This is a genomic window from Vibrio sp. SCSIO 43155, from assembly GCF_023716605.1.
Taxonomy (GTDB): Bacteria; Pseudomonadota; Gammaproteobacteria; order Enterobacterales; family Vibrionaceae; genus Vibrio; species Vibrio harveyi.
Map to the genome: position 1 here is coordinate 2,741,717 of NZ_CP071852.1, position 20,342 is coordinate 2,762,058.

General features: G+C 45.8%; 13 protein-coding genes and 1 riboswitch. Of the genes, 6 read left to right on the forward strand and 7 right to left on the reverse strand.

Annotated features, from left to right (window positions below; all coding sequences use genetic code 11):
• Window positions 1-202 precede the first annotated feature (202 nt).
• Entirely contained in the window at window positions 203-658 is a 456-nt protein-coding gene (locus J4N44_RS13125; protein WP_005450924.1) for a DUF2850 domain-containing protein, read from the reverse strand.
• Between the two features lie 164 nt (window positions 659-822).
• Between J4N44_RS13125 and argA the strand changes: the two genes are divergently transcribed.
• Together argA and J4N44_RS13135 are read left to right on the forward strand one after the other, a co-directional pair.
• Window positions 823-2,160, forward strand: coding sequence for an amino-acid N-acetyltransferase (argA, locus tag J4N44_RS13130; protein ID WP_009698671.1), 1,338 nt, complete (start codon window positions 823-825; stop codon window positions 2,158-2,160).
• 252 nt (window positions 2,161-2,412) lie between these two features.
• Window positions 2,413-2,598, forward strand: coding sequence for a hypothetical protein (locus J4N44_RS13135; protein ID WP_005450921.1), 186 nt, complete (start codon window positions 2,413-2,415; stop codon window positions 2,596-2,598).
• 387 nt (window positions 2,599-2,985) lie between these two features.
• Here J4N44_RS13135 and J4N44_RS13140 read toward each other — a convergent pair whose 3' ends face one another.
• The 5 genes from J4N44_RS13140 to recC form a co-directional block, all read right to left on the reverse strand.
• Window positions 2,986-3,360, reverse strand: a complete 375-nt coding sequence (locus J4N44_RS13140) for a hypothetical protein (protein WP_005450918.1) — start codon at window positions 3,358-3,360, stop codon at window positions 2,986-2,988.
• Window positions 3,348-4,364 carry a LysM peptidoglycan-binding domain-containing protein gene (locus J4N44_RS13145; RefSeq protein ID WP_009698672.1) on the reverse strand — a complete coding sequence of 339 codons (1,017 nt, stop codon included), beginning with the start codon at window positions 4,362-4,364 and terminating at the stop codon, window positions 3,348-3,350. Before J4N44_RS13145 ends, J4N44_RS13140 begins: the two co-directional genes overlap by 13 nt.
• A 162-nt stretch (window positions 4,365-4,526) precedes the next feature.
• Window positions 4,527-6,704: an exodeoxyribonuclease V subunit alpha gene (recD, locus tag J4N44_RS13150; RefSeq protein ID WP_252044530.1), complete on the reverse strand. Its 2,178-nt coding sequence runs from the start codon at window positions 6,702-6,704 to the stop codon at window positions 4,527-4,529.
• Window positions 6,704-10,342, reverse strand: coding sequence for an exodeoxyribonuclease V subunit beta (gene recB / locus J4N44_RS13155; protein WP_252044531.1), 3,639 nt, complete (start codon window positions 10,340-10,342; stop codon window positions 6,704-6,706). The genes recD and recB overlap by 1 nt, the downstream gene beginning before the upstream one ends.
• 498 nt (window positions 10,343-10,840) lie before the next feature.
• Window positions 10,841-14,317: an exodeoxyribonuclease V subunit gamma gene (gene recC, locus J4N44_RS13160; protein ID WP_252045111.1), complete on the reverse strand. Its 3,477-nt coding sequence runs from the start codon at window positions 14,315-14,317 to the stop codon at window positions 10,841-10,843.
• Window positions 14,318-14,676: 359 nt separating this feature from the next.
• On the opposite strand from recC, the gene J4N44_RS13165 reads away from it, so the two are divergent.
• Complete coding sequence (locus J4N44_RS13165; protein ID WP_239923256.1) at window positions 14,677-16,500, forward strand: DUF3413 domain-containing protein; 1,824 nt, start codon at window positions 14,677-14,679, stop codon at window positions 16,498-16,500.
• Between the two features lie 183 nt (window positions 16,501-16,683).
• Here J4N44_RS13165 and J4N44_RS13170 read toward each other — a convergent pair whose 3' ends face one another.
• Window positions 16,684-17,658 carry a TDT family transporter gene (locus J4N44_RS13170; RefSeq protein WP_252044532.1) on the reverse strand — a complete coding sequence of 325 codons (975 nt, stop codon included), beginning with the start codon at window positions 17,656-17,658 and terminating at the stop codon, window positions 16,684-16,686.
• Window positions 17,659-17,770: 112 nt separating this feature from the next.
• Between J4N44_RS13170 and J4N44_RS13175 the strand changes: the two genes are divergently transcribed.
• The 3 genes from J4N44_RS13175 (at window position 17,771) to J4N44_RS13185 (ending at window position 20,332) form a co-directional block, all read left to right on the forward strand.
• Entirely contained in the window at window positions 17,771-18,688 is a 918-nt protein-coding gene (locus J4N44_RS13175) for a LysR substrate-binding domain-containing protein (protein ID WP_005450906.1), read from the forward strand.
• Window positions 18,689-18,847: 159 nt separating this feature from the next.
• The gene (locus tag J4N44_RS13180; RefSeq protein ID WP_005380208.1) at window positions 18,848-19,147 is read left to right on the forward strand and encodes a YebG family protein; all 300 of its coding nucleotides are present in this window, start codon (window positions 18,848-18,850) and stop codon (window positions 19,145-19,147) included.
• A gap of 156 nt (window positions 19,148-19,303) precedes the next feature.
• Window positions 19,304-19,379, forward strand: a riboswitch (Fluoride riboswitch).
• A gap of 260 nt (window positions 19,380-19,639) precedes the next feature.
• On the forward strand, window positions 19,640-20,332 hold the full coding sequence (locus J4N44_RS13185) for an iron-sulfur cluster assembly scaffold protein (RefSeq protein ID WP_005386501.1): 693 nt from the start codon (window positions 19,640-19,642) through the stop codon (window positions 20,330-20,332).
• The last annotated feature ends 10 nt before the right edge of the window (window positions 20,333-20,342 follow it).

Here is a 20,342-nt window from a genome sequence, read left to right on the forward strand (position 1 = left end):
AAGCTGCGACAAAGTGTATCAGCGCTAAGGCAAATGCTCTGTTTGCTGTCAATTTATCCATTTAAACTGGGTTGAGAATAATAACAGCAATGGAATCAAACGATTGTCCGGAAAATGTTTGTGAAAAGTCGCAAGAACATAAAGATGTGACAAAACGCGACGTCCTGCCATCATGCAACGAATCGCGCTTTAAAAGAGTGGGTTATCGAACCGCTAAGTTAGAGTGCCCTTCTAAATGAAAAACGGGCAGATAATGGGCATTCGCATCTAATTTCATCTCGGCATAGTGCTGCCCGACAAACTCAAAAGTGCGAACAGTTGAACCCACTTTATAAGACAAGCTATCACCATCGAACTCAAAGTCAGTAGCGACCGTGGAGCCACGAACCATCACCCCTCGTTCACTCAGGATGAACTCTTCGCGGGCATAAGGTGCAACATCTTGCTCCACCCACTTGCCATAAACGGTAGATTTAGGAATCGGCGGATTTACATAGCGCGTAATTAAGTCGCCGTACATCAAAAGAACGGCAATTGTCCCAACAAGCGCAGTTAACATCAGAGAACGTTCTGTCCACTTGCGTAATGTCGATTTGGTTGATGAATTTTGCTCGGTTTGAGCAGTGATCGCAGCATTCTTATTTACAACTGAAGACATGAGGCTCACGTAATTAAACTAGACCGGAGCATTGTACCCTCTTCGCCCAAACAGAACCAAGTATCATACTCTCGATGTTTGGACTCTATTCCAAAAAATTGCCTTGCCAACAATTGAATAAAAAGACAATATTAGAGCATAAATAAACACAAGGAATGGCTGTAGTGAAAATTCGTAGTACTGCTCTGGTTAAAGGATTCCGTCAATCCACGCCCTATGTAAACGCACACCGTGGAAAAACCATGGTGCTGATGTTAGGCGGCGAAGCGGTTGCTGATAAGAACTTTGGCAACATTATCAATGACATTGCATTGATGCACAGCCTTGGCATCAAAGTCGTCATCGTCTATGGCGCTAGACCACAGATCAATCAACTGCTGGAAAAACAAGACCTTACTACGCCATATCATAAGAATATCAGGATCACCGACGAAGCCGCACTTTCGGTAGTTATGCAAGCAGCGGGACAACTTCAGCTAGCCATTACCGCACGCTTATCTATGAGCCTTAACAACACACCAATGGCAGGCACGCAACTTAACGTTGTAAGCGGTAACTTTGTCATCGCTCAACCTCTTGGTGTTGATGATGGCGTCGACTATTGCCATAGCGGTCGCATCCGTCGAATCGATACCGATGCTATTCACCGTACACTCGATCAAGGTTCGATTGTGTTGCTCGGTCCTATTGCCAGCTCAGTAACTGGTGAATGTTTTAATCTGCTTTCTGAGGAAGTGGCGACTCAACTTGCGATCAAGTTAGGAGCAGATAAATTGATTGGGTTCTGTTCAGAACAAGGGGTCATTGATGACAATGGCAATGCGGTGGCGGAATTATTCCCTATCGAAGCCGAACATGTCATTAAAAAACTCACTGAAAATACATCCCCAGACAGCGATTACCACTCTGGAACTCTGCGTTTTCTTAACGGTTCGATTGCAGCTTGCCGAGCTGGAGTACCTCGAAGCCACCTTATTAGTTACAAGGTGGATGGCGCGCTTATCCAAGAATTGTTCTCTTTTGATGGTATCGGTACACAAGTCGTCATGGCAAGTGCAGAGCAAGTGCGCGGAGCCAATATTGATGATATCGGTGGTATCTTAGAATTGATTCGACCTTTGGAAGAACAAGGCGTGTTGGTGAGACGTTCCCGAGAACAATTGGAGCAAGAAATTGGTAAATTTACTATTATCGAAAAAGACGGTCTGATTATCGGATGCGCCGCCTTGTATCCCTATGTCGAAGAACGCAAAGCAGAAATGGCGTGTGTCGCCATCCATCAAGACTATCGCGATGGCAATCGAGGATTGTTATTGCTGAATTATATGAAGCATCGCTCTAAGTCTGACGACATCAACCAAATCTTTGTGCTCACTACGCACAGCTTACATTGGTTCAGAGAACAAGGCTTTTATGAAGTAGGCGTCGATTACCTACCAGGAGCAAAGCAAGGTTTGTATAACTTCCAGCGCAAGTCAAAAATCTTAGCTTTAGATCTGTAGAAACAACGAGCAAGGGCACGAAAACTACATATCTTATTATGCAAAGCATTACATTGATACTGGTCGCAATTTAACCTTTTCAATATACATACTGTTGGTTATACTCTGTTCAATGTTTGATTGAGTTTTAATCAATCAACAGTATGGATCTAGGTGAATGTTCTTCACCCTAAAGTGCTGAGAGCTTTGACAACTCAGCACGATACATCAAGGACAGCTGTTACTCTTAAAATGAATAAGATGAGCACTGTTATGAGAACCATTATTTGCAATTCGCTTCAAAGCTTTTGGGATATGGCAGACAACCAGTTTTTGGAAGGGCTTGATGTCCATTGCGTGTTCCCCGTCAATGATGCCATCAGAGATTTTATCTTGGCTTATCAGCAGCAGTACAAAATTCGCAGCGTGTCATTTACCAATGCGTTTACACAAAATTAAAAAAGACCGAGCATCGTGCTCGGTCTTTTCGTACGTATGCTCAGTAAAAGACCATAATTAATAACGTCGAGAATATAACGAATAGAATGATTAGCAGTATCAACCAAGCTAACCTTAATCAGCCATTGAGGACTTATGCTGCGTACATCGCTCAGTCCTCTTTTTCGACCAAGTCGAGGAAACGCGATGGCAGCCAGAAACCAAAGCCAGCTCAACCTCAGTATAATGCTTCCGTGTATAAGCGTATTGCTTAATCTCTTCAGGAGTGGCACATGTCAGAATTATACCGACAATCAGATACCAAAAAATGAGCAGACCACCAGCTATAAAAAATACGACAAACGATAGATCTACCAAAGACATGTTAAGTCCAACTACCTTTGATAATTAAGAGATGGATAGCCATGTAATCATTGAAATAATGACTGTTAACATCAGAAGCAACATTACCGTTGTATAAAACACACACACATAAATAAACCCTCGTCCGCACACACTCCGAATATCTGCCAGCCCTCGCTTTCTTCCCAACAGGGGGAAACATACGCTAGCGATCAAACCAACTCCATAGATAAGAGAGCCAAAATGAAAACCGGAACTGATGGCTAGCTCAACTTCAGAAAAATGTCGCTCATTGAAAGCGTATTGCTTTATATTTTTGGGTGTAAAAAAGACGAGAAAAGCACCTAACACCACAAACCAGGCTAATAACGCCCCCCCCGAGACAAAAAAGGTAACAAACGCAATATCTAATAACTGCATACGTCACCAATTCCTGTATTTGCAGCAATATTAATATCCGAATAATGTTCCTTATAAGTTCTTGCGGCCATTTTACCTATAGTGTAACTCCCAAAAGAAGACACTGTACCCAGCACTAGTGCACTGACCCAGCCAACAGGCGTTGCAAGAACAACTAGAGCTATCGCTGCGCCTGCGAGAGTGCCAACGGCTGTACTCGCCGCGGTTTCTACGATAATCGAACTCCTCTCTACATCAGTTTTAGCACGTGCAATTTGGTCACAAGCCAACCCAAGATTCACAGCGGTTAGAACCGTTCCTCCTTTTGCTACCGCTTTTGACAACTTAGCAAGTTTGTCTGTATTTTTCTTTATAGCAGATGTTGCTGGAACTCCCCCCTTCCTTGAAATCCTCATTGATTCACGCGCTTTCTGACCGTTAAAGAAGAGCTTTTCTGTGGGACCTAGATTTTTTGCGACCGTCTCCAACAGCTTTCTTCTGCGATAGTCATACTGACCTTTTGTTAATCTACCGGCTTTATAGTCTTGATAAAGTCCATCGAGCTTTTTGAGTTCTGATATGTTCCCTTTAGATTCACTCCCTAACAAAAATCCCATTGAAGCAAAACTAGCACCTATTCCAGCACTTGCAGGTCCCCAGTTATCATCTAACCAAGACAGCGCCCAAAAAGCTTCTCGCTCAGGTATAGATAATGCTTTAACTGTAGAATCAAACTGTTTTTGGTCTGCTTCAGAGATAGTTTGGGCATTTGCACTAATTGGTCGACTTTCAACACCAGTCGGAGTGTTTAACTTTCTAAGAATGAGCGATTGTCCAATCTTTATCTTATCGGGGTCATTGACTTGAGGGTTATCTGAGGTAATTTGCTGAAGTGCAGCTTTATATTCATTACTTCCATATCTGACTTGATAAAACTTGAGTATTATTTTTGATAAGGTATCGCCTGGTCTTACGCTATAGATCGAAGTATATCGATTAACGCTATTGAAGTGAGTTGTGTTCATGGAAAGCCTTAAGTGCACCAAAATGCATAAGATGATATCGCCAAGAATTCCAACACTTCAATTTTGAAAAAGAATTGCAGACATAAAAATGGCGGGATTACGACCCGCCACATAAAAAACATATTCAGTTCGTGAAAAATTCTCATTTTTGAATGAGTAAACTCAATTTCTAAGTCGCTCAACCAACCCACTTGCTCGAGTGGTTTTTACTTTAATACCGCGCTTGAGGACATTCATCTCAGCGTATATCGCAAGGCGTTTCTTCGCGCGAGTAATTCCTGTGTAGATCAGCTCGCGAGTGAGGATTGGACTGAAATCTGGCGGCAAAATCATTAGCGTGTACTCAAACTCACTGCCCTGTGATTTATGAATGGTCATCGCATATGCGGTTTCGTGCTCAGGGACTCGGCTTGGTAGTACCGACTTCACGCTGCCATCCGGCAGTTCAAAGAACACTTTGAGACGCGATTCACCTTCGCTGTCGTCTCGCATACAAATGCCAATGTCACCGTTATACAACCCCAAGCCATGATCATTACGCGTGACCATTACTGGTCTACCGTGATACCAAAGTTCATCTTGGGTTTGAATCAACTTACGTGCCGCGAGTGCTTTTTCGATACGCTGGTTTAAACCGGTCACACCAAAATCACCTTCACGGATGGCACACAATAATCGGCATTGATTAAAGGTATCCAACACGGCTTTGGCTTTGTGGGTCAGCGTTTCTGGCTCCCCAGCCTTCTGGTCAATCTCTTGCTGTCCGATGCGTTTTAAATAACGACCATATTCGGCAACCAAAGTCTGCATCATCTGATTGTAGTTTTGACTGCTCAGTGCGAAATGCTCGATATCAGCAAAATCACGATTCCACACGTCGTCTACTTTTGCGGCTGAGCCTGCATTGACCGCTTTCGCTAGCTGACCGATACCAGAACGGGCATCGAATCGGTAACTCTTTTGCAGCATACACAAACTATCGGCAATCGAAGCATTACTGTTGGTGCTGTACGCCAAGGTGTCAAAGCCTGTTAACTTCGCGACTGCAGACGCCTGCTCTTTGCCGAAGCCAAATGCGTGGAACGAACAGATATCACCTAGCACCGCACCTGCCTCTACCGATGCTAACTGGTCTTTATCTCCCAGTAGAATCAAACGCGCATGCTTTGGCAGCGCATCGACGACTTTGTACATCATCGGCAGATCGACCATGGAGGCTTCATCCACCACTAAAATATCGAGGTGCAGCGGATTTTGTTTGTTGTGACGAAACTCTGCACTGTTCGGGATCGCGCCCAACAGGCGATGCAAAGTGCTCGATTCGGTTGGAATCTTCGCTTTAAGCTCAAGCTCCACTGGCAGCTCTTGAATCGCTTTACCAATAGATTCCGTCAAACGCGCTGCCGCTTTACCTGTTGGCGCCACCAGCTTGATGGTGAGGTTTTTCTCTTGTCCTGCTTGCTCAATCAATGCGGCAAGCAGTTTGGTTACCGTAGTGGTTTTACCCGTACCCGGACCACCGGAAATCACCGCAAAACGACGCGTCAGTGCTACCGCTGCAGCGACCTTCTGCCAGTTAACACAAGCCGATAATGGTACAAGCTTGTCCAGCACTTGTAGATCGTGAACTTGTTTCGCTTGGCAGACTGCCGCATCAATGGCTGACCAATCAAGACTGTCTACAGTGACCACATCCAAATGGTCACAGACTAATTGCTGGCGTAGCACCTGGTTACTGGTTCCTGCCTCTGTCGCTTTGGCTAATGCATTGAACAGAAAGTGGTACTGACGAGCGAATAAATGATGCAGCAACTCAGACAAACGTGTGAACTCTTGAGGCTGTAGATTTACAGCCGCGCTGAGTTGATTGAGCTTGTCCGCCAACGTCACTTCATAGTGCCAGTAACGATGTAAGTAGAGACGCTCACCATCAAACATCATTGGCAAGGCTTCACCTTGAGCACCAACCAAGGCTGACGCTTGCAAAAGCTCAACCCAGTTAACACCTTGCAGCCGAGTATTAAGCGCTAACGCAGATTCACCAAACAGACCAAGCTTACTGGCAAGGTCCGCTGGTTGCCCTTGGCTATCAAACAGAGGCAAACAGATGTGTCCTTTCCCCAACTCACTGCTGACCACGCCAGCAATAAATGCCAGTTCTTGGCTGTTCGCTTGTTGCTCAACTTGCGAATAGATAAAGCGCGCGAACTGGAAATCCAACTGGCGAATCGCCCCTTTATTTGCTGGCGATTCTAACGTTGCCAATAGATCTGGTGTTGCCGCTAGATCTCGTGTTGCCACTGGGCTGCTTTGCTCAGAAAGAAGATCATTGGTTTTCATCAAATTAACTCCATCTGACCCGATTCGCTGGATCGCGTGTCAGGTGCTTGACCATCAATCAAATGATCCATCTCTTGTAAAAATTCAAAGGTTGGCTTGGCAGAAAAAACACCATGATCACTTTGCCCATCCATACCACGCAAGAACAGGTAATAAACGCCGCCAAAGTGCTGTTCATAATCATAATTTGGCAATCTGCTACGCAAGAAACGATGCAGCGCCAAAGCGTAGATTTGGTATTGCAGATCGTAGCGATGATCCGCCATCGCCGACTTCAACGCATCGCCATGGTAATGGAATACATCATCACCTAAGTGGTTCGATTTCCAGTCGAGGACGTAGTATTTGCCTTGGTGCTCAAACACCAAGTCAATAAAGCCTTTCAACATGCCTTGCACGGTTTGGAAACCCAAATCGCCCGCTTTGGCAGACAGCGGATCATGACGTTGAATCACGCGGTTCAATGCAGGTGCAGACAACACTTCAATCGGCAATAAGAATTCCATCTCAACCAAACGTTGCGCCGGACCTTTTTGATTGAGCAGCAGGGCTTTGCTATCCAACGGCGTTGCCAGCACGGTATCAATCAACTGTTGCAGGATTGGCAGCCACTCTTCATCAAGCTGTTCACTTTCCATCAAGCCGAGGATGATTTGGGTGTTCTCTTCCGTTGTCGCGGGCTGAGTAAACTCAATTTCCTCAAATAAGCTGTGCAGAAAAGTACCCGGACGTGCGCCACGCGGGAAGTTGAAGATAGAGCGTTCTGGCTCAACCAATTCCGCCTCATCTTGCTCTTCTGAAGAATCGATATCAAAGCCGGTAATTTCAATCGTCGCGTCATGCTCAGCATGATGAGAACCTTGTTTAACCAAGCCCGAGTAACTGGTGATTCGCCAGTTTCTATCAATTGGGTTTTGCAGCTCTTTAGCTGTCAACGCTTCTAACTCGGTTTGCTCCGCAACATACATCTCGTCATGTTGCTTTGGAGGATCACAAATCACGACGTTATCAAGATTCTCTTGTTGCTTCTTCAACCCAACAAACAGGTCGTTGATGCCACCCTCTTGACCATTTTGCACCAAGTAACCAATCGCACTGTGATGCACGCCGGTTGGCTCTTTGGTTGAGCGACCATTGCGCAGCGGCGAAGCGCCAATAAAGCAGGCATACACGGCTCGCGTTAGCGCTACGTATATAAGACGCAAGTCTTCAGCAAGGCGCTCTTTATCTGCTTGTTTTAACGACGCATCATTGCCCGTGATATCAAGTACGGTGCGATCGTTTTCAGCGTCGTAGTATTTGGCTTCACTTGCTTCTCGGTAACCAAACACAAATGGCAAGAAGACCAAGTCATACTCCAGACCTTTAGATTTGTGAATGGTGACGATTTGCACCAAGTTACGCTCTGATTCCAGACGCTGAATTTGGTCATCACTGCCACCTAGCCCATGTTCTGCATCGCTGATGGATTGCGCTAACCAACGCAGCAAACCGTGGTCGCTGTCTAATTCGTTGCTCGCTTGCTGCAATAGTTCACCAATGTGCATCAGATCGGTAAGTACTCGCTCACCGTTCTCACTTTGCGAGCTCGCCCCTTCTTCTAGCAAACGCTCAGCAATATGACGCTTACTGATCACTGCTCGCAGCATAGGAAGCACACCACGTTGCACCCAAAGCTTACGGTATTCTTTGAACTCGTTAACCGCGTTTTCCCACACGGTTTCATCGTTGTTGAGGGCGTCTAAGCTGGCTGCATCTAGAGCAAATAATTCTGATGCTAGGCTGGCACGCAATGCTCTGTCATTTTCTGGCGTTAACACCGCTTGCAGCAAACGCTGTAAGTCTTGTGCGACGGAACTGGTAAACACGCTATCGCGGTTAGAAAGATACACGCTGGCAATGCCTTGGTCTGCTAACGCCTGTTTGACCATGCGACCTTCGCTACCCGTTCGCACCAATACTGCAATGTCGCCCGCTTTGACTGGCTTTTGCTTTTCGCCATTGACTAGGCACGCTTGACCTTGTTGTGCCGCGGTCAAAATGGTTTGAATTTGGCTTGCTGTCGCCTCAGCCATAGCGGTGAGGTATTCGCCTTTGGGCAAAGGTTTATCTTCCGCTTCTTGCAGCCAATAAGTCAGTGCAGGTTGCTTTTGACCACCTATGGTCCAAACGCGTTTGTCAGCGCTTGGGCTGTAATCCACAGGGTGGAATGGAATGTCGGAGTCATAAATAAACGGGCTATCTGGCAGAGCAAAAATCTGGTTCACTGCCAATACCATATCGGCACTTGAGCGCCAGTTGGTGCCAAGCGTGTAGTGAGCACTAACTTGGTTACGAGCCTTGATGTAAGTGAAGATGTCCGCTCCACGGAAACCGTAAATCGCCTGTTTCGGGTCACCGATCATAAACAAACCGCACTCAGGATTATCCAAATAAATGCGACTGAAAATGCTGTATTGCAGTGGGTCGGTATCTTGGAATTCATCGATCATCGCAACCGGATAAAGCGTGCGAATGCGCTCTGTCAGTAGGGCGGTTTCATCGGTATCAATCGAGGCAGAAAGCTGAGTCAGCAAGTCATCGAATGACAACCATTGTTTCTGATTTTTTGCTTTTGCCAGCATCACGCGACAATGCTCAATTGCGTGAGCCAATAGCGGCGCTTTTAAACTGATTGGGTTGGCAAGGAAAGCTTCAATCGCCTCAAACACAGGGTGCTGTGGCGTAGTGCCTTTCGGAGTTTTCTCAAACAACACATTCTGGGCGAACTTCTCCAGCTTATCTGGATAGTCATAGCCCGTGGTTTCTGTCGCAGCCCATGCGTTGACCGCTTCTAACCATGTCGGCAAAGACTTTTTGGTGTAGCTGCGTTTGTTGACGTCGGAATCAGAAATCAGTGCGAGGAAGTCCTCTTGGTTATCACGCCATTGGGCTTTCAAAGCATCAATTTGCTTTAAGTTTTGCTCATGCAAATCGGCAAGGCTACCTTCCATTGCAGGAACAGAGAGACTTAGCGGCGCGCCTGTGAGGTAGTTGCTGATGTCATACAACAGATCCGATGGCGAGCCCCAGAGTTGGCGTACTTCTCCAGCCAAAGCGAATGGCAGAGGGTAGAAGTTACGACGCCAGTAATCGGCAACCACTTGAGCTTTAAGATGACTTTCGTCCGTAACAAACTCATTGTTGAAGCGACTACCGGATTCAAATGCGTTCTGCGTCAGCATGCGTTGGCAGAAACCGTGAATGGTGTACACCGCGGCTTCATCCATTTGGCGCTCTGCTTGCAAAAGGATCTCGGCGGCTTGCTTATGATCCTCAATTTCTTCCAATAAAGGTTGAATCACAGGATCTGAGCTTTTACCACGAGCGAATGCGATCCTCGCGTCGTGAATACGCGCACGAATACGATCACGCAGCTCCGCCGTTGCGGCTTCGGTAAAGGTCACCACCAGAATTTGATCCACAGTCAACGGCACGCGATGTTTCGTATTGGTAGTGCCATGCCCTAGTAGGAGTCGCAGATACAAACCCGCGATGGTAAAGGTTTTACCCGTGCCCGCCGAAGCTTCAATTAGCCTTGCACCATGCAGCGGAAAAGTCATGGTTTGCAGTGGAGTTGGAACTGACATTTGCGCCATAACGCTGAATCTCTCCAAGTATTCAACAAGGACATGTGGATCTTCAAAGGCGTTTCGCATCTAAAGATCAACAAACCCTATAATGTGATCTATCGTTAAAAATTTTATTAATGAGTCTAATAGGTTGGAATATTTAAACCTTTGTGGGATCTCACTCACGGTTATCATCACGGAGTACCGTTAGTATGCGCCTCACGAGATAAGCCAAGCCATTCAGGCGGCTACACTCAAACGAATCATGGTCCCTCTGACCTTGTGGCCGTACAGCGAACGCCCTACAAAAAATAATGATTTTCTGGCGGCCACCCTACTCTCTTCTTTATCTAAATAATCCAACTTATTCTTATACCCAAGTGACTTCAAGATACACGCTCCCGAAGGGCGAGTTGTCTTGGCTCGTATACTTCGTTGACGATTTTTAATTTAGAGCCACTAGATCTTCAAATCATCGCCTCGCCTACAAGCCAAGTCAATCTCGCAGAACCAAGCATCTTGAGGTTACTTGGGTATACTTTCAGCATCCATCGCCGTCAATCTTGCGCCTTGAAGAACCAATGCAGTCAGTGTGCGAACTTCTGCTGCAAGCTCATCATTCCAAGCAGACCAAATACGCGAAATATACGCATTGTTTCCTTCGCCTGGGCTCATGTACCCATCATTGAATGCGTCCGCCATTTTCTTCAGCGATTTCTCTTCGTCATCAGCCCAGTGGCCACGACTAAAGCCCGCCTCGACACACGCCAGTGCTGTTTTCGGGAAATATGGCAATGGCTTAGTCATGCCTTCAAAAAACAGACGTACTAATTCAGCAAGAAATTGTTTCGCTTGCTCAGCGTCCGCCATTGCAGGGTAAACTAAATGCACCGCGCCTTCCTTGCGGTCATAACCGATAACGTGGGTCTTTCTAGCCTGACCAGAGGCAGACATAGCAAGATGATCAATCCATGCAGCTAGGTAATCCTGCGCACGAATTTTACCGCTGCGGTAGCGAATCAAACCGGACTGATAGCATTGAGTTAACCAACCGGTTAGACGGATGTTTTTTCCTTCACCAAGCACATCGAAGGTAAGGTCGATTTCTAAATCGTCTTGCGGTGCGCCGGATAAAAACGCCAACTTATCCACCAGCTCTTCCGCTTGCACGCGGTTGGTTTCAAACTCGATATCACCAAATGCCCCAACCGGTAATTTGCCTTGCGCGCGTTGCTCACTCATGAAGTGCTTGAGTACGTCTGCTTTTGCGGACGGTTGAGTAATGGCGGTTTCGAGCAAGGTTTCTAATAACTCATCGCGCATCTGATAGCTTTCTAAGCCACCTAAAACAAACGGCTCATCGTCTTCCATCACAGGTAACGGCGGCTCGAACATCACTTTCAAACGACGGTTAAAGAAATACTGTACAGGCAAACGCCAGAAGCGTTGTAATTCCACCAAGTCCAATTCGATTGGGAAGGTTGCGCCAAGTAAGTAATCATCCAATGCGCGGTTAAACTCGCCACGCGCATGACCTTGCGATTGATTGCTTTGGGTCAACGCCGCTGGAATCCACTCTTTGGCATAGCTTGAGTGAGAACCTTGGAATGCACTTGGGCTGAATGGCACCATGGCATGCACGTTCACTAACTCGTTGAGTAGTTTATCTCCCGAGTCATCGACGGGCTGGTCTTGATCGCCATCTAGGCAGTAGTTCTGATGGCAATATTCCATCAATTCAGACACCAGAACAGACGGTACTCGTTCGGTGTTATCTTGAATAGAACGCCCAACGTAACTGATGTACAAACTTTGCTGCGCAGACAACATGGCTTCTAAGAATAGGTAACGGTCATCGTCTCGGCGTGAACGGTCGCCCGGTTTAGTACGACCCGTCATTAAGTCAAAACCTTCTGGTGGCATTGAGCGCGGGTAGACCCCATCGTTCATACCCAGCAGACACACGGTTCTAAATGGGATCGAGCGCATCGGCATCAAAGTACAGAAGTTCACTTGCCCGGCAAGGAAGCGCTGGCTGACTCGTGTTCCTGACAGCTTGTTTTGCAGATACTGGCTAACAATAGAAGGCGACAAGGCATCATCAAATGCCGCATCGGTTAGCTGTTCTTTCAGTTGGCTTAAAGTATCTCGAATCGACTTGAGCGCCATTTCCCCTTCTAGCTCAACAGAGAAGAAGTCATCCAACATCGCCACCAAGGTTTCACGCCATGCATCAATCGACTGAACATGGGAAAGTTTGCGACGATATTGGCTAATTTGTTGAATAAAGTGGGCTAACTTACCAGCAAGTTCTGCGCCCATGCCTTGCACTTCATTGTATGGCGAGAGGCTACCCTCTTGCGCTTCAAACAAACCGGCAGATTCTGGCATCGCGTAGCCTAATAACATACGCTGAATACCAAATTGCCATGTATTTTGGCGTGTTTCTGGCAGTTCAAATTCGCTGCCCGTATGGCTATCTAGCCCCCAGCGAATGCCGGATTCTTCTACCCATTGTTTGGCTTGAAGGAAATCATCTTCGCTTAAGTCGAATCGCTTCAAAATCGCCGGCGTTTCTAACAACTCAAGTAATTCAGAAGCCAAGCAACGTGTATTCGGTAAATTAACAAGTAGCATGAAAGCCGCCAAAATTGGGCTTTCTTGATCGGCCGTTCGGTCTGAAATCGAGTAAGGAATGAATCGTTCACCCGGCGCATTGCCGAATACCGCCTGAATCGCAGGGCTGTAGGCATTGATGTCTGCCACCATGATAATAATATCGCGCGGTTTCAGTGTTGGGTCAGCATCGAACATTGCCAAAAGCTGATCGTGTAGCACTTCCACTTCTCGCATTGGACTGTGGCAAGAGTGCAAGCTCAGAGATTTATCACCCAAACTCACCACTTGTTTGTGCTGACTGCTGTCGATTTGCTCGTCGTCTTGGTGCTCTTCTAAATTAAGAATGTCAGCTTGAAGTTGATGGAGCAGACTGTCGCGCTCAACATCAACAAAAGCTTCTATCTCATGGGATTCAAGCTGCGACAACAGATACATGTTATCGCGTCCAAGTTTGCCCATCGAAGCCAACAAACTGTTACCCACCACATCAGTATGCAGCTCATCCACCACGTTTTCTTCTAGTGAACCTTTTAGCTGCTCAGTCTCACCTTGCACTTCAGAATGGTCTTCTTGCCACACCACGTGCTGACGATGTTTTGCTGCTAAGCGAGCTAGGAATTTACGGTCGCGTACTTCACCCCAGTAATAACGACAGGGGTTAGTAAACATCAGATGGACATCAATATGTTCACCAATGGCTTTTAGCGCATCCATGTAACGTGGTGGCAGTGAAGAGATACCAAACACAAACAGACGCTTCGGCAGATGATCAAAATTGCCGTTGAAGTTTTCGAGCGTATCAATGAAGTGTTCGTACAAATTGGCACGATGATAAGGCGATTGCCCAAGGGTAACCGTGTGGTCGTACAATGCCTGCCACAAAATCGGCTGCCATGGATGCTCGTCTTCAAGTTCAGGCACCGTTTCTCCTGCTTCCCAGCTTGCAATCCACTCTGGGCGGTACACCAAATAGCCATCAAAGATATCGGCAATTTTCTCTGCTAATTGATACAGCTTGGAGTTGTCACTATCGTCTTGAAGATAACGTGCCAAAGGTTCGAATGACGCTTCGTTCAACAAACCCGGAAGCAAGTGCATCAGCTTCCACGTCATGGCTTCTTTGTTGAAGGCACTGCGCTTTGGCACATCAGCCAATACTTGGGTAAACATTTCCCAGATAAAGGTCGCTGGCAGCGGAAACTCTAGGTTTGCCGCAACACCAAACTCTTTCGCCAATTCCATTTTTAACCACTGAGACATACCCGGGCTCTGCACCAGAATTTGCTCTTTTTCGAATGGGTTTTCTAATGGGTTGATGCGAATCAGTTCAACAAGAAGTGATTTGAGAACATCGACCTGATTGGAGTGATAGACAGTAAACAAAGTAAGTGCACCGAATGCCAATGGAAACTGCTAGCAAGCTTAGCACAGCCGCATTTATTCCTAGAGCGATCTCGATAGCTTAAATAACAAAAGGTTAGAGAACACTCAAACTGTGCTCAAATAACCAACAACTGACATTTGTAAGCAACGTCTTACACGCAAATACAAAGCGTGACATCAGTCACAAGTATTTCATGATAAAAAACACTGTTTTATAATCATCACAAATTTTTATAACAATACCCATCATATTGAATATTGGTTTGAAACCAACAATTGGAGGCGAAATTGCACCTCTCTTCGGTGGATATCCACTCTAAGTTCAATTAAATGGGCGAGAAATACTGGAATATCAAAGTATGTTACGCAAACTTTCTTCTAATAGTGCTTGGCTGATGGCTTTTTTTGCCTGCTTTGCTCTTTATCTGTCGATCGCTTGTTACCCATTTTTGCTGTCAAATAGCCAAGCAGAACCGCTCACATTTCTGCAAAAGTACTACTTAGTCGCGACACAACTAGGCTGGCTGGGATTAATTGCTATGCCAATGATGTTAGGTTGTTTATTGCTATCTTTTCTGCCGACACGCATGTTTAAAGTCGTTGTGATCGCCATTGCAATCGCAATCTTGATCATGCTGAAAGTCGATATCCTCGTTTTCCAGCAATACAAACTGCACATCAATGGCCTACTGATCCGCATGTTCTTTGAAGGCGGTCGTGACGTATTTGAAATCTCTTGGATGAGCTGGCTGATCTTTGTTAGCGACATTGCACTGCTTATCATTGGTCTCGCATGTACCGTTTGGCTTAGTCACAAACTTGTTCAGAGCCGGGGGAAGTTTATCCTGCTCAGCATTTGGTTTGCTTTGCTGCTAAGTAGCCAGATGATCCACGCTTATAAAAATGCGCTCTACGATGATGAAGTCAGCCAATTTTCAAATAACTGGCCACTATATTATCCACTCACTGCACGCCAATTTATCTACCGTCACGGTTTAGTTGACCAAAGCATCGCATCTCAAAACCGAGTAGAACTCAAGAATATTGAAAGCAGTTCACTCAATTACCCATTGGCGCCTATTAAAGTCGAACGCAAAGATAAACAACCTAATGTCCTTTTCATACTGGTTGATGCGTGGCGCTACAGCGATGCAACACCTGACATCATGCCAAATGTCAGCAAGTTCACCGAAAAAACGGTCAACTTCTCTCAACACATGAGCGGTGGTAACTCTACTCAAGCGGGCATTTTCAGCCTGTTCTACAGCTTACCAGCAACGTATTGGAACAGCTTTTATGCGAGTCAGAAATCGCCTGTATTCATGGATACATTGCAAAACCAAGGCTATCGAATGGGCATTTTTGGCTCCGCACCATTAACCAGCCCACCTTTGTCTCGCACTGTCTTTAAGAAGGTGAAAGATCTTACGTTAAAGCAGACTGGCGAAACACAAATCGAACGAGATCAACAGATCACCGATGAGTTTATTCAGTTTCAAAAGCAGGATAGCGACAAACCATACTTTAGCTTCTTGTTTTATGACTCTGCCCACGGCACCAGTTTCCCAGAACCTGAATTTGCCAAATTCAAACCTTACTGGGAGCGCGTCGATCATATTCTGCTCGATAACGATTTTGACGCCTCGCTTTACCACAACCGCTATAAGAACTCGTTATATTTCATTGATAGTTTGATCGAAAAAGTTCTGAAAAACGTTGATCTGGAGAACACCATTATCGTGATTACCTCCGATCATGGGGAGGAATTTAACGATCATAAAATGAACTACTGGGGTCATACGGGTAACTACAGTGATACTCAAGTACACGTGCCGCTGTACGTTTATCTGCCAGATCATCAGCCGGAACAAATTAATTACCGCACAACGCACTTTGATATCGTGCCAACCCTAATGAACGAGCTATTCGACGTTAAAGGGGAAACCCAATCTTACAGTGTAGGACGAGACTTGTTTGACAATTGCGTTCCGCGAGATTGGTTCATCGCTGGAAGCTATTACAACTATGCGCTGGTAGGTAAAGAAACTATGTTAGTGGTAAACCCTGGTGGGCACTCTCAGCAACTCAATAACCAATTGAAAGTTGATAACGAACACCAAGTACCAGTGAACGCCATCCAACAATCGTTGGATGAAATGTCGCGCTTTTACAACAAGGGATAACCAGTCCCTAGTTTGATGAATTAGTATTGTGTCGAACTTTCCTGCCACCCTATTCGGGTGGCTTTTTTATCTACTCGTCAACATAGAATCTATTCGTCGACGTATAACCTAGTCTACCAATATAAAAAAAGCCTCTTGGCGAGAGAGACCAAAAGACTTTGCTTTACGAGTAAAACTTCAGCTTTATGCGTGATGTGTGGTCATCAAGCGTGGCTGAATGAGCAAGTTATTGATGTATTGCAAACCTACGTAAGTCACCACAATCGTTGCCACAATTAATTCGATGCCTGCTAGACCACGAACTTGTTGTACATAGTGCGCTGCTAGACCATTTGCTTCCATCCAATTTACTGTTTTGAACAGAGCTGTCGCACCAATCACCATTGGGAAGGTAAACGCTGCATAGCCAGGGCTAAATGGCAGTCTTAGCAGTTTAAAGAAAGCTAAGTAGATGATGGCTGTCATCAATACCGCGATACCAAACAATAGAGCAATAATCACTGGTGAAGGCGTCGCTGTTACAGTTAGGTAACCGGCCAACGATAGGCTTGCTGGTGCCGCCATGATTGCCATTGTTGGTTTTGCTGCATCTGGAATTTCATGAGTGAACATGAAACGGTAGATCATCATTGGCAGCATCACAGCGTAAGCCACCATACCGAAGATCAATGCACCATGTGCAATTGGTGCAAGCACTGGGTTACCAGAGAAAGACACGTCTGCAACGATAATACCCACTGGCGGTACGAACCAGCTTGGCACCATGTGGTGTAGTTCGAAATCTTTCGCGCGGTGGTACAAAAAGCTCACAAGGAACACGATATGTAAAGCTACCGCCACTAACCAAAGCACGTCACCTGCAACAGAGAAGAAATGCCCTAGTGAGTTTGAAACCACCATAGTTCCCATTGCGAAAGTTGGAACGACACTACCCACCACAGGGTGCGCAAGATCTTGTCTTAACAAGTGATTGTGAAAAAGAAATTTAACCGCCAAGATTGCTAGCAATACACTTGCAATACCTGCGCTAATCCACTGTCCATAGCCATGTAATTCGGCGAAGTTTTCCCAACTCCAACCCAAGCTCGCAATACCAAGAGCCAGACCCGCCATTGGGGTTGGTGCTCCCATTACTTTTGCTTTTGTTCTTTGAATCATTACGACCTCAAAATCTAGGCTAACTTTCTATGGGGTGTATATTACTCTTGCACTTCGTTCCAATATATCTAATTATTTAAAACTAACGTTCAGATTTACTTAACGGAATATCATGCCTAGTCATATCTCTCTTAAACAACTGAAAGTTTTTACTACGATCACTCAGCACAAAACGCTGACAGCGGCTTCAGAAAGCCTGTTTCTTTCGAAAGCAGCGGTAAGTATGGCGCTGTCTGAGTTAGAGAAACAAATCGGACATCACCTATTTGACCGGGTGAACAACCGCTTAATTCTCAACCAAGAAGGACAAAAACTTTTGCCCCTCGCGGATGAACTCCTCAACCGAGCTCGGGATATTGAGAGTGTGTTCGATGGCGACCAAACCTTATCAGGGCTGCTTCGCATCGGTGCCAGTGACACCATCGGCAACCAAGTTGCGCCTTACCTGTTAAGTGATTTTCGTGATGAAACGAATCACCAATCACAGAGTTTGTTCATCTCCAACTCTGCCCAGATTTGTGACATGTTGATCGCTTACGAACTCGACATCGCGCTCATTGAGGGCAAGACCATACACCCAGAGCTAGAATCAACGCAATTCAGCGAAGATGAAATGTGTGTGATTTGTCCACCTGATTACCCTAACTATGACGAAGGACCTATCAGCCTAAATGAACTCGAAGACACCGAGTGGATTCTGCGTGAAGCTGGTTCTGGTTCTCGAGAGTTTTTTATGCGCGTTATCGCTCCACGTTTAGAGCATTGGCATGAGGCTTTTCAGCTCAACACCACTGAAGCGCTGATCAATTCGGTATCTGCTGGGCTTGGTTTAGGTTGTTTGTCGCGCTTATCCGCAGAACCTGCAATTCGCGATGGTCGAGTGAAGATGCTCAACATGCCTTTGGATATGAAGCGCCGCTTCTGGCTTTTGATCCACAAAGAGAAGTATCAAAACCCACTTCTGCGCACGTTTATTGAATTCTGCCAAAATTGGGAACGCCCAGAGAACCCGCACCTTAAAGATGACTAGTTCGAGGTGGATAGTTCAAGGTAGAGAATCCAAGGTAGATAGCTCAAATGCTGGTCAGTTAGTTGTACCCGGCTCTCATTCTGAGGCTTGTCGCTAGACTTAATTGGTCAAAAACTGTATAAAAAGCCAGTATAAATTCATCAAGTTAGAGGACCAACCATGGCTGTAATCGTCAAGTACGTGGTAGAACGCAATGGAGAAGAGAAAATGACTTTTACCTCTAAAGCGGAAGCTGACGCATACGACAAAATGCTGGATATGGCAGACGAGTTATTCTCACTGCTAGGTAAAAGTGAACTTCTAGAAGACGAAGGTAAGCAAGAAGATCTTGCAATGTTCCTTGCGCAAAACAAAGAAGAAGTACTTTACGCTTTGGGTGCAAAACGTAAGCCTGCGCCAAAAAAAGCAAAGAAGCTTGAAGCTGTTGAAGAAGATAGCGAACAAGAAGACGCTGCATAAGCCTCTCATTTGTTTCAAAAAAACGTCGCACCATGCGGCGTTTTTTTATGCGTTGCATTAATCGCCATATATCTCTGAGAATATAAAGAACCGATTTGATATCCCAAATTGCTCTAAATTTCATGTTGCAGATTAGTGTGACTTAGATCTAATCTAAATGGGCACGGTGATGGGGTACCACCGGAATCGAAAGATTCAAACCGCTTTTAAAGCTGATGACTCCTACAGAAACGAGAACAGGTAAGGCCTGTTGGAAGTACTTTTGCCTCTAGTGTAAAAGTAAGAGTTCTGTAGTGAGCAATTCAACTCTTCTCCAACCCCGCTCCTGTTTTCTCAAAAATTAAAAAGATATCCCAAATAGTTGTTAACTCAACAAGGCGACAAACGCGTAAGCCTCCTGAACATAGTTTTTCTATTTGATGGAGCGAATAACAGCAGTCAACGCCGTTGAGTCTGACCAATATGCTGGATATCGTACACTGGGAAAACATTATGCAATACTCACACGAAATCCAATCAATGTGCCCGATTCAACGTGGCGATCTTCATGCATCTGCACCGATCCCTGTTGAAGGCGCAATGATCAATCCAAAAGACGTTATCGCGATTTCTGGTCTTAGCCACGGCGTTGGCGCTTGTGCTCCTCAACAAGGTGCAGCAAAACTGACCCTTAACGTCAAAAACGGCATCATCGAAGAAGCTTTGATCGAAACGATCGGCTGTTCAGGCATGACTCAATCTGCAGCGATGGCCGCAGAAATCCTAACCGGTAAAACCATTCTTGAAGCACTGAATACCGACTTGGTGTGTGATGCTATCAACGTCGCAATGCGCGAAATTTTCCTTCAATTTGTTTACGGTCGTACTCAATCTGCTTTCTCTGAAGGCGGCTTAGAAATTGGTGCGGCACTGGAAGATCTTGGTCAAACTCAACGCAGCCAAGTGGGTACTAGCTACTCAACCAAAGCAAAAGGCGTGCGTTACATGGAGCTGGCTGAAGGCTACGTAACAAAACTCGCACTAGACGAAAACAAAGAAGTGATTGGTTACCAATATCTCAACCTCGGCAAGATGATGAAAGCCATCAACGAAGGCGTATCTGCTGCAGAAGCCGCAGACAAAGCAACGGGCACTTACGGTCGTTTTGACGAAGCCGTAACGACCATTAACCCACGCCAACAATAATTGCCACCAA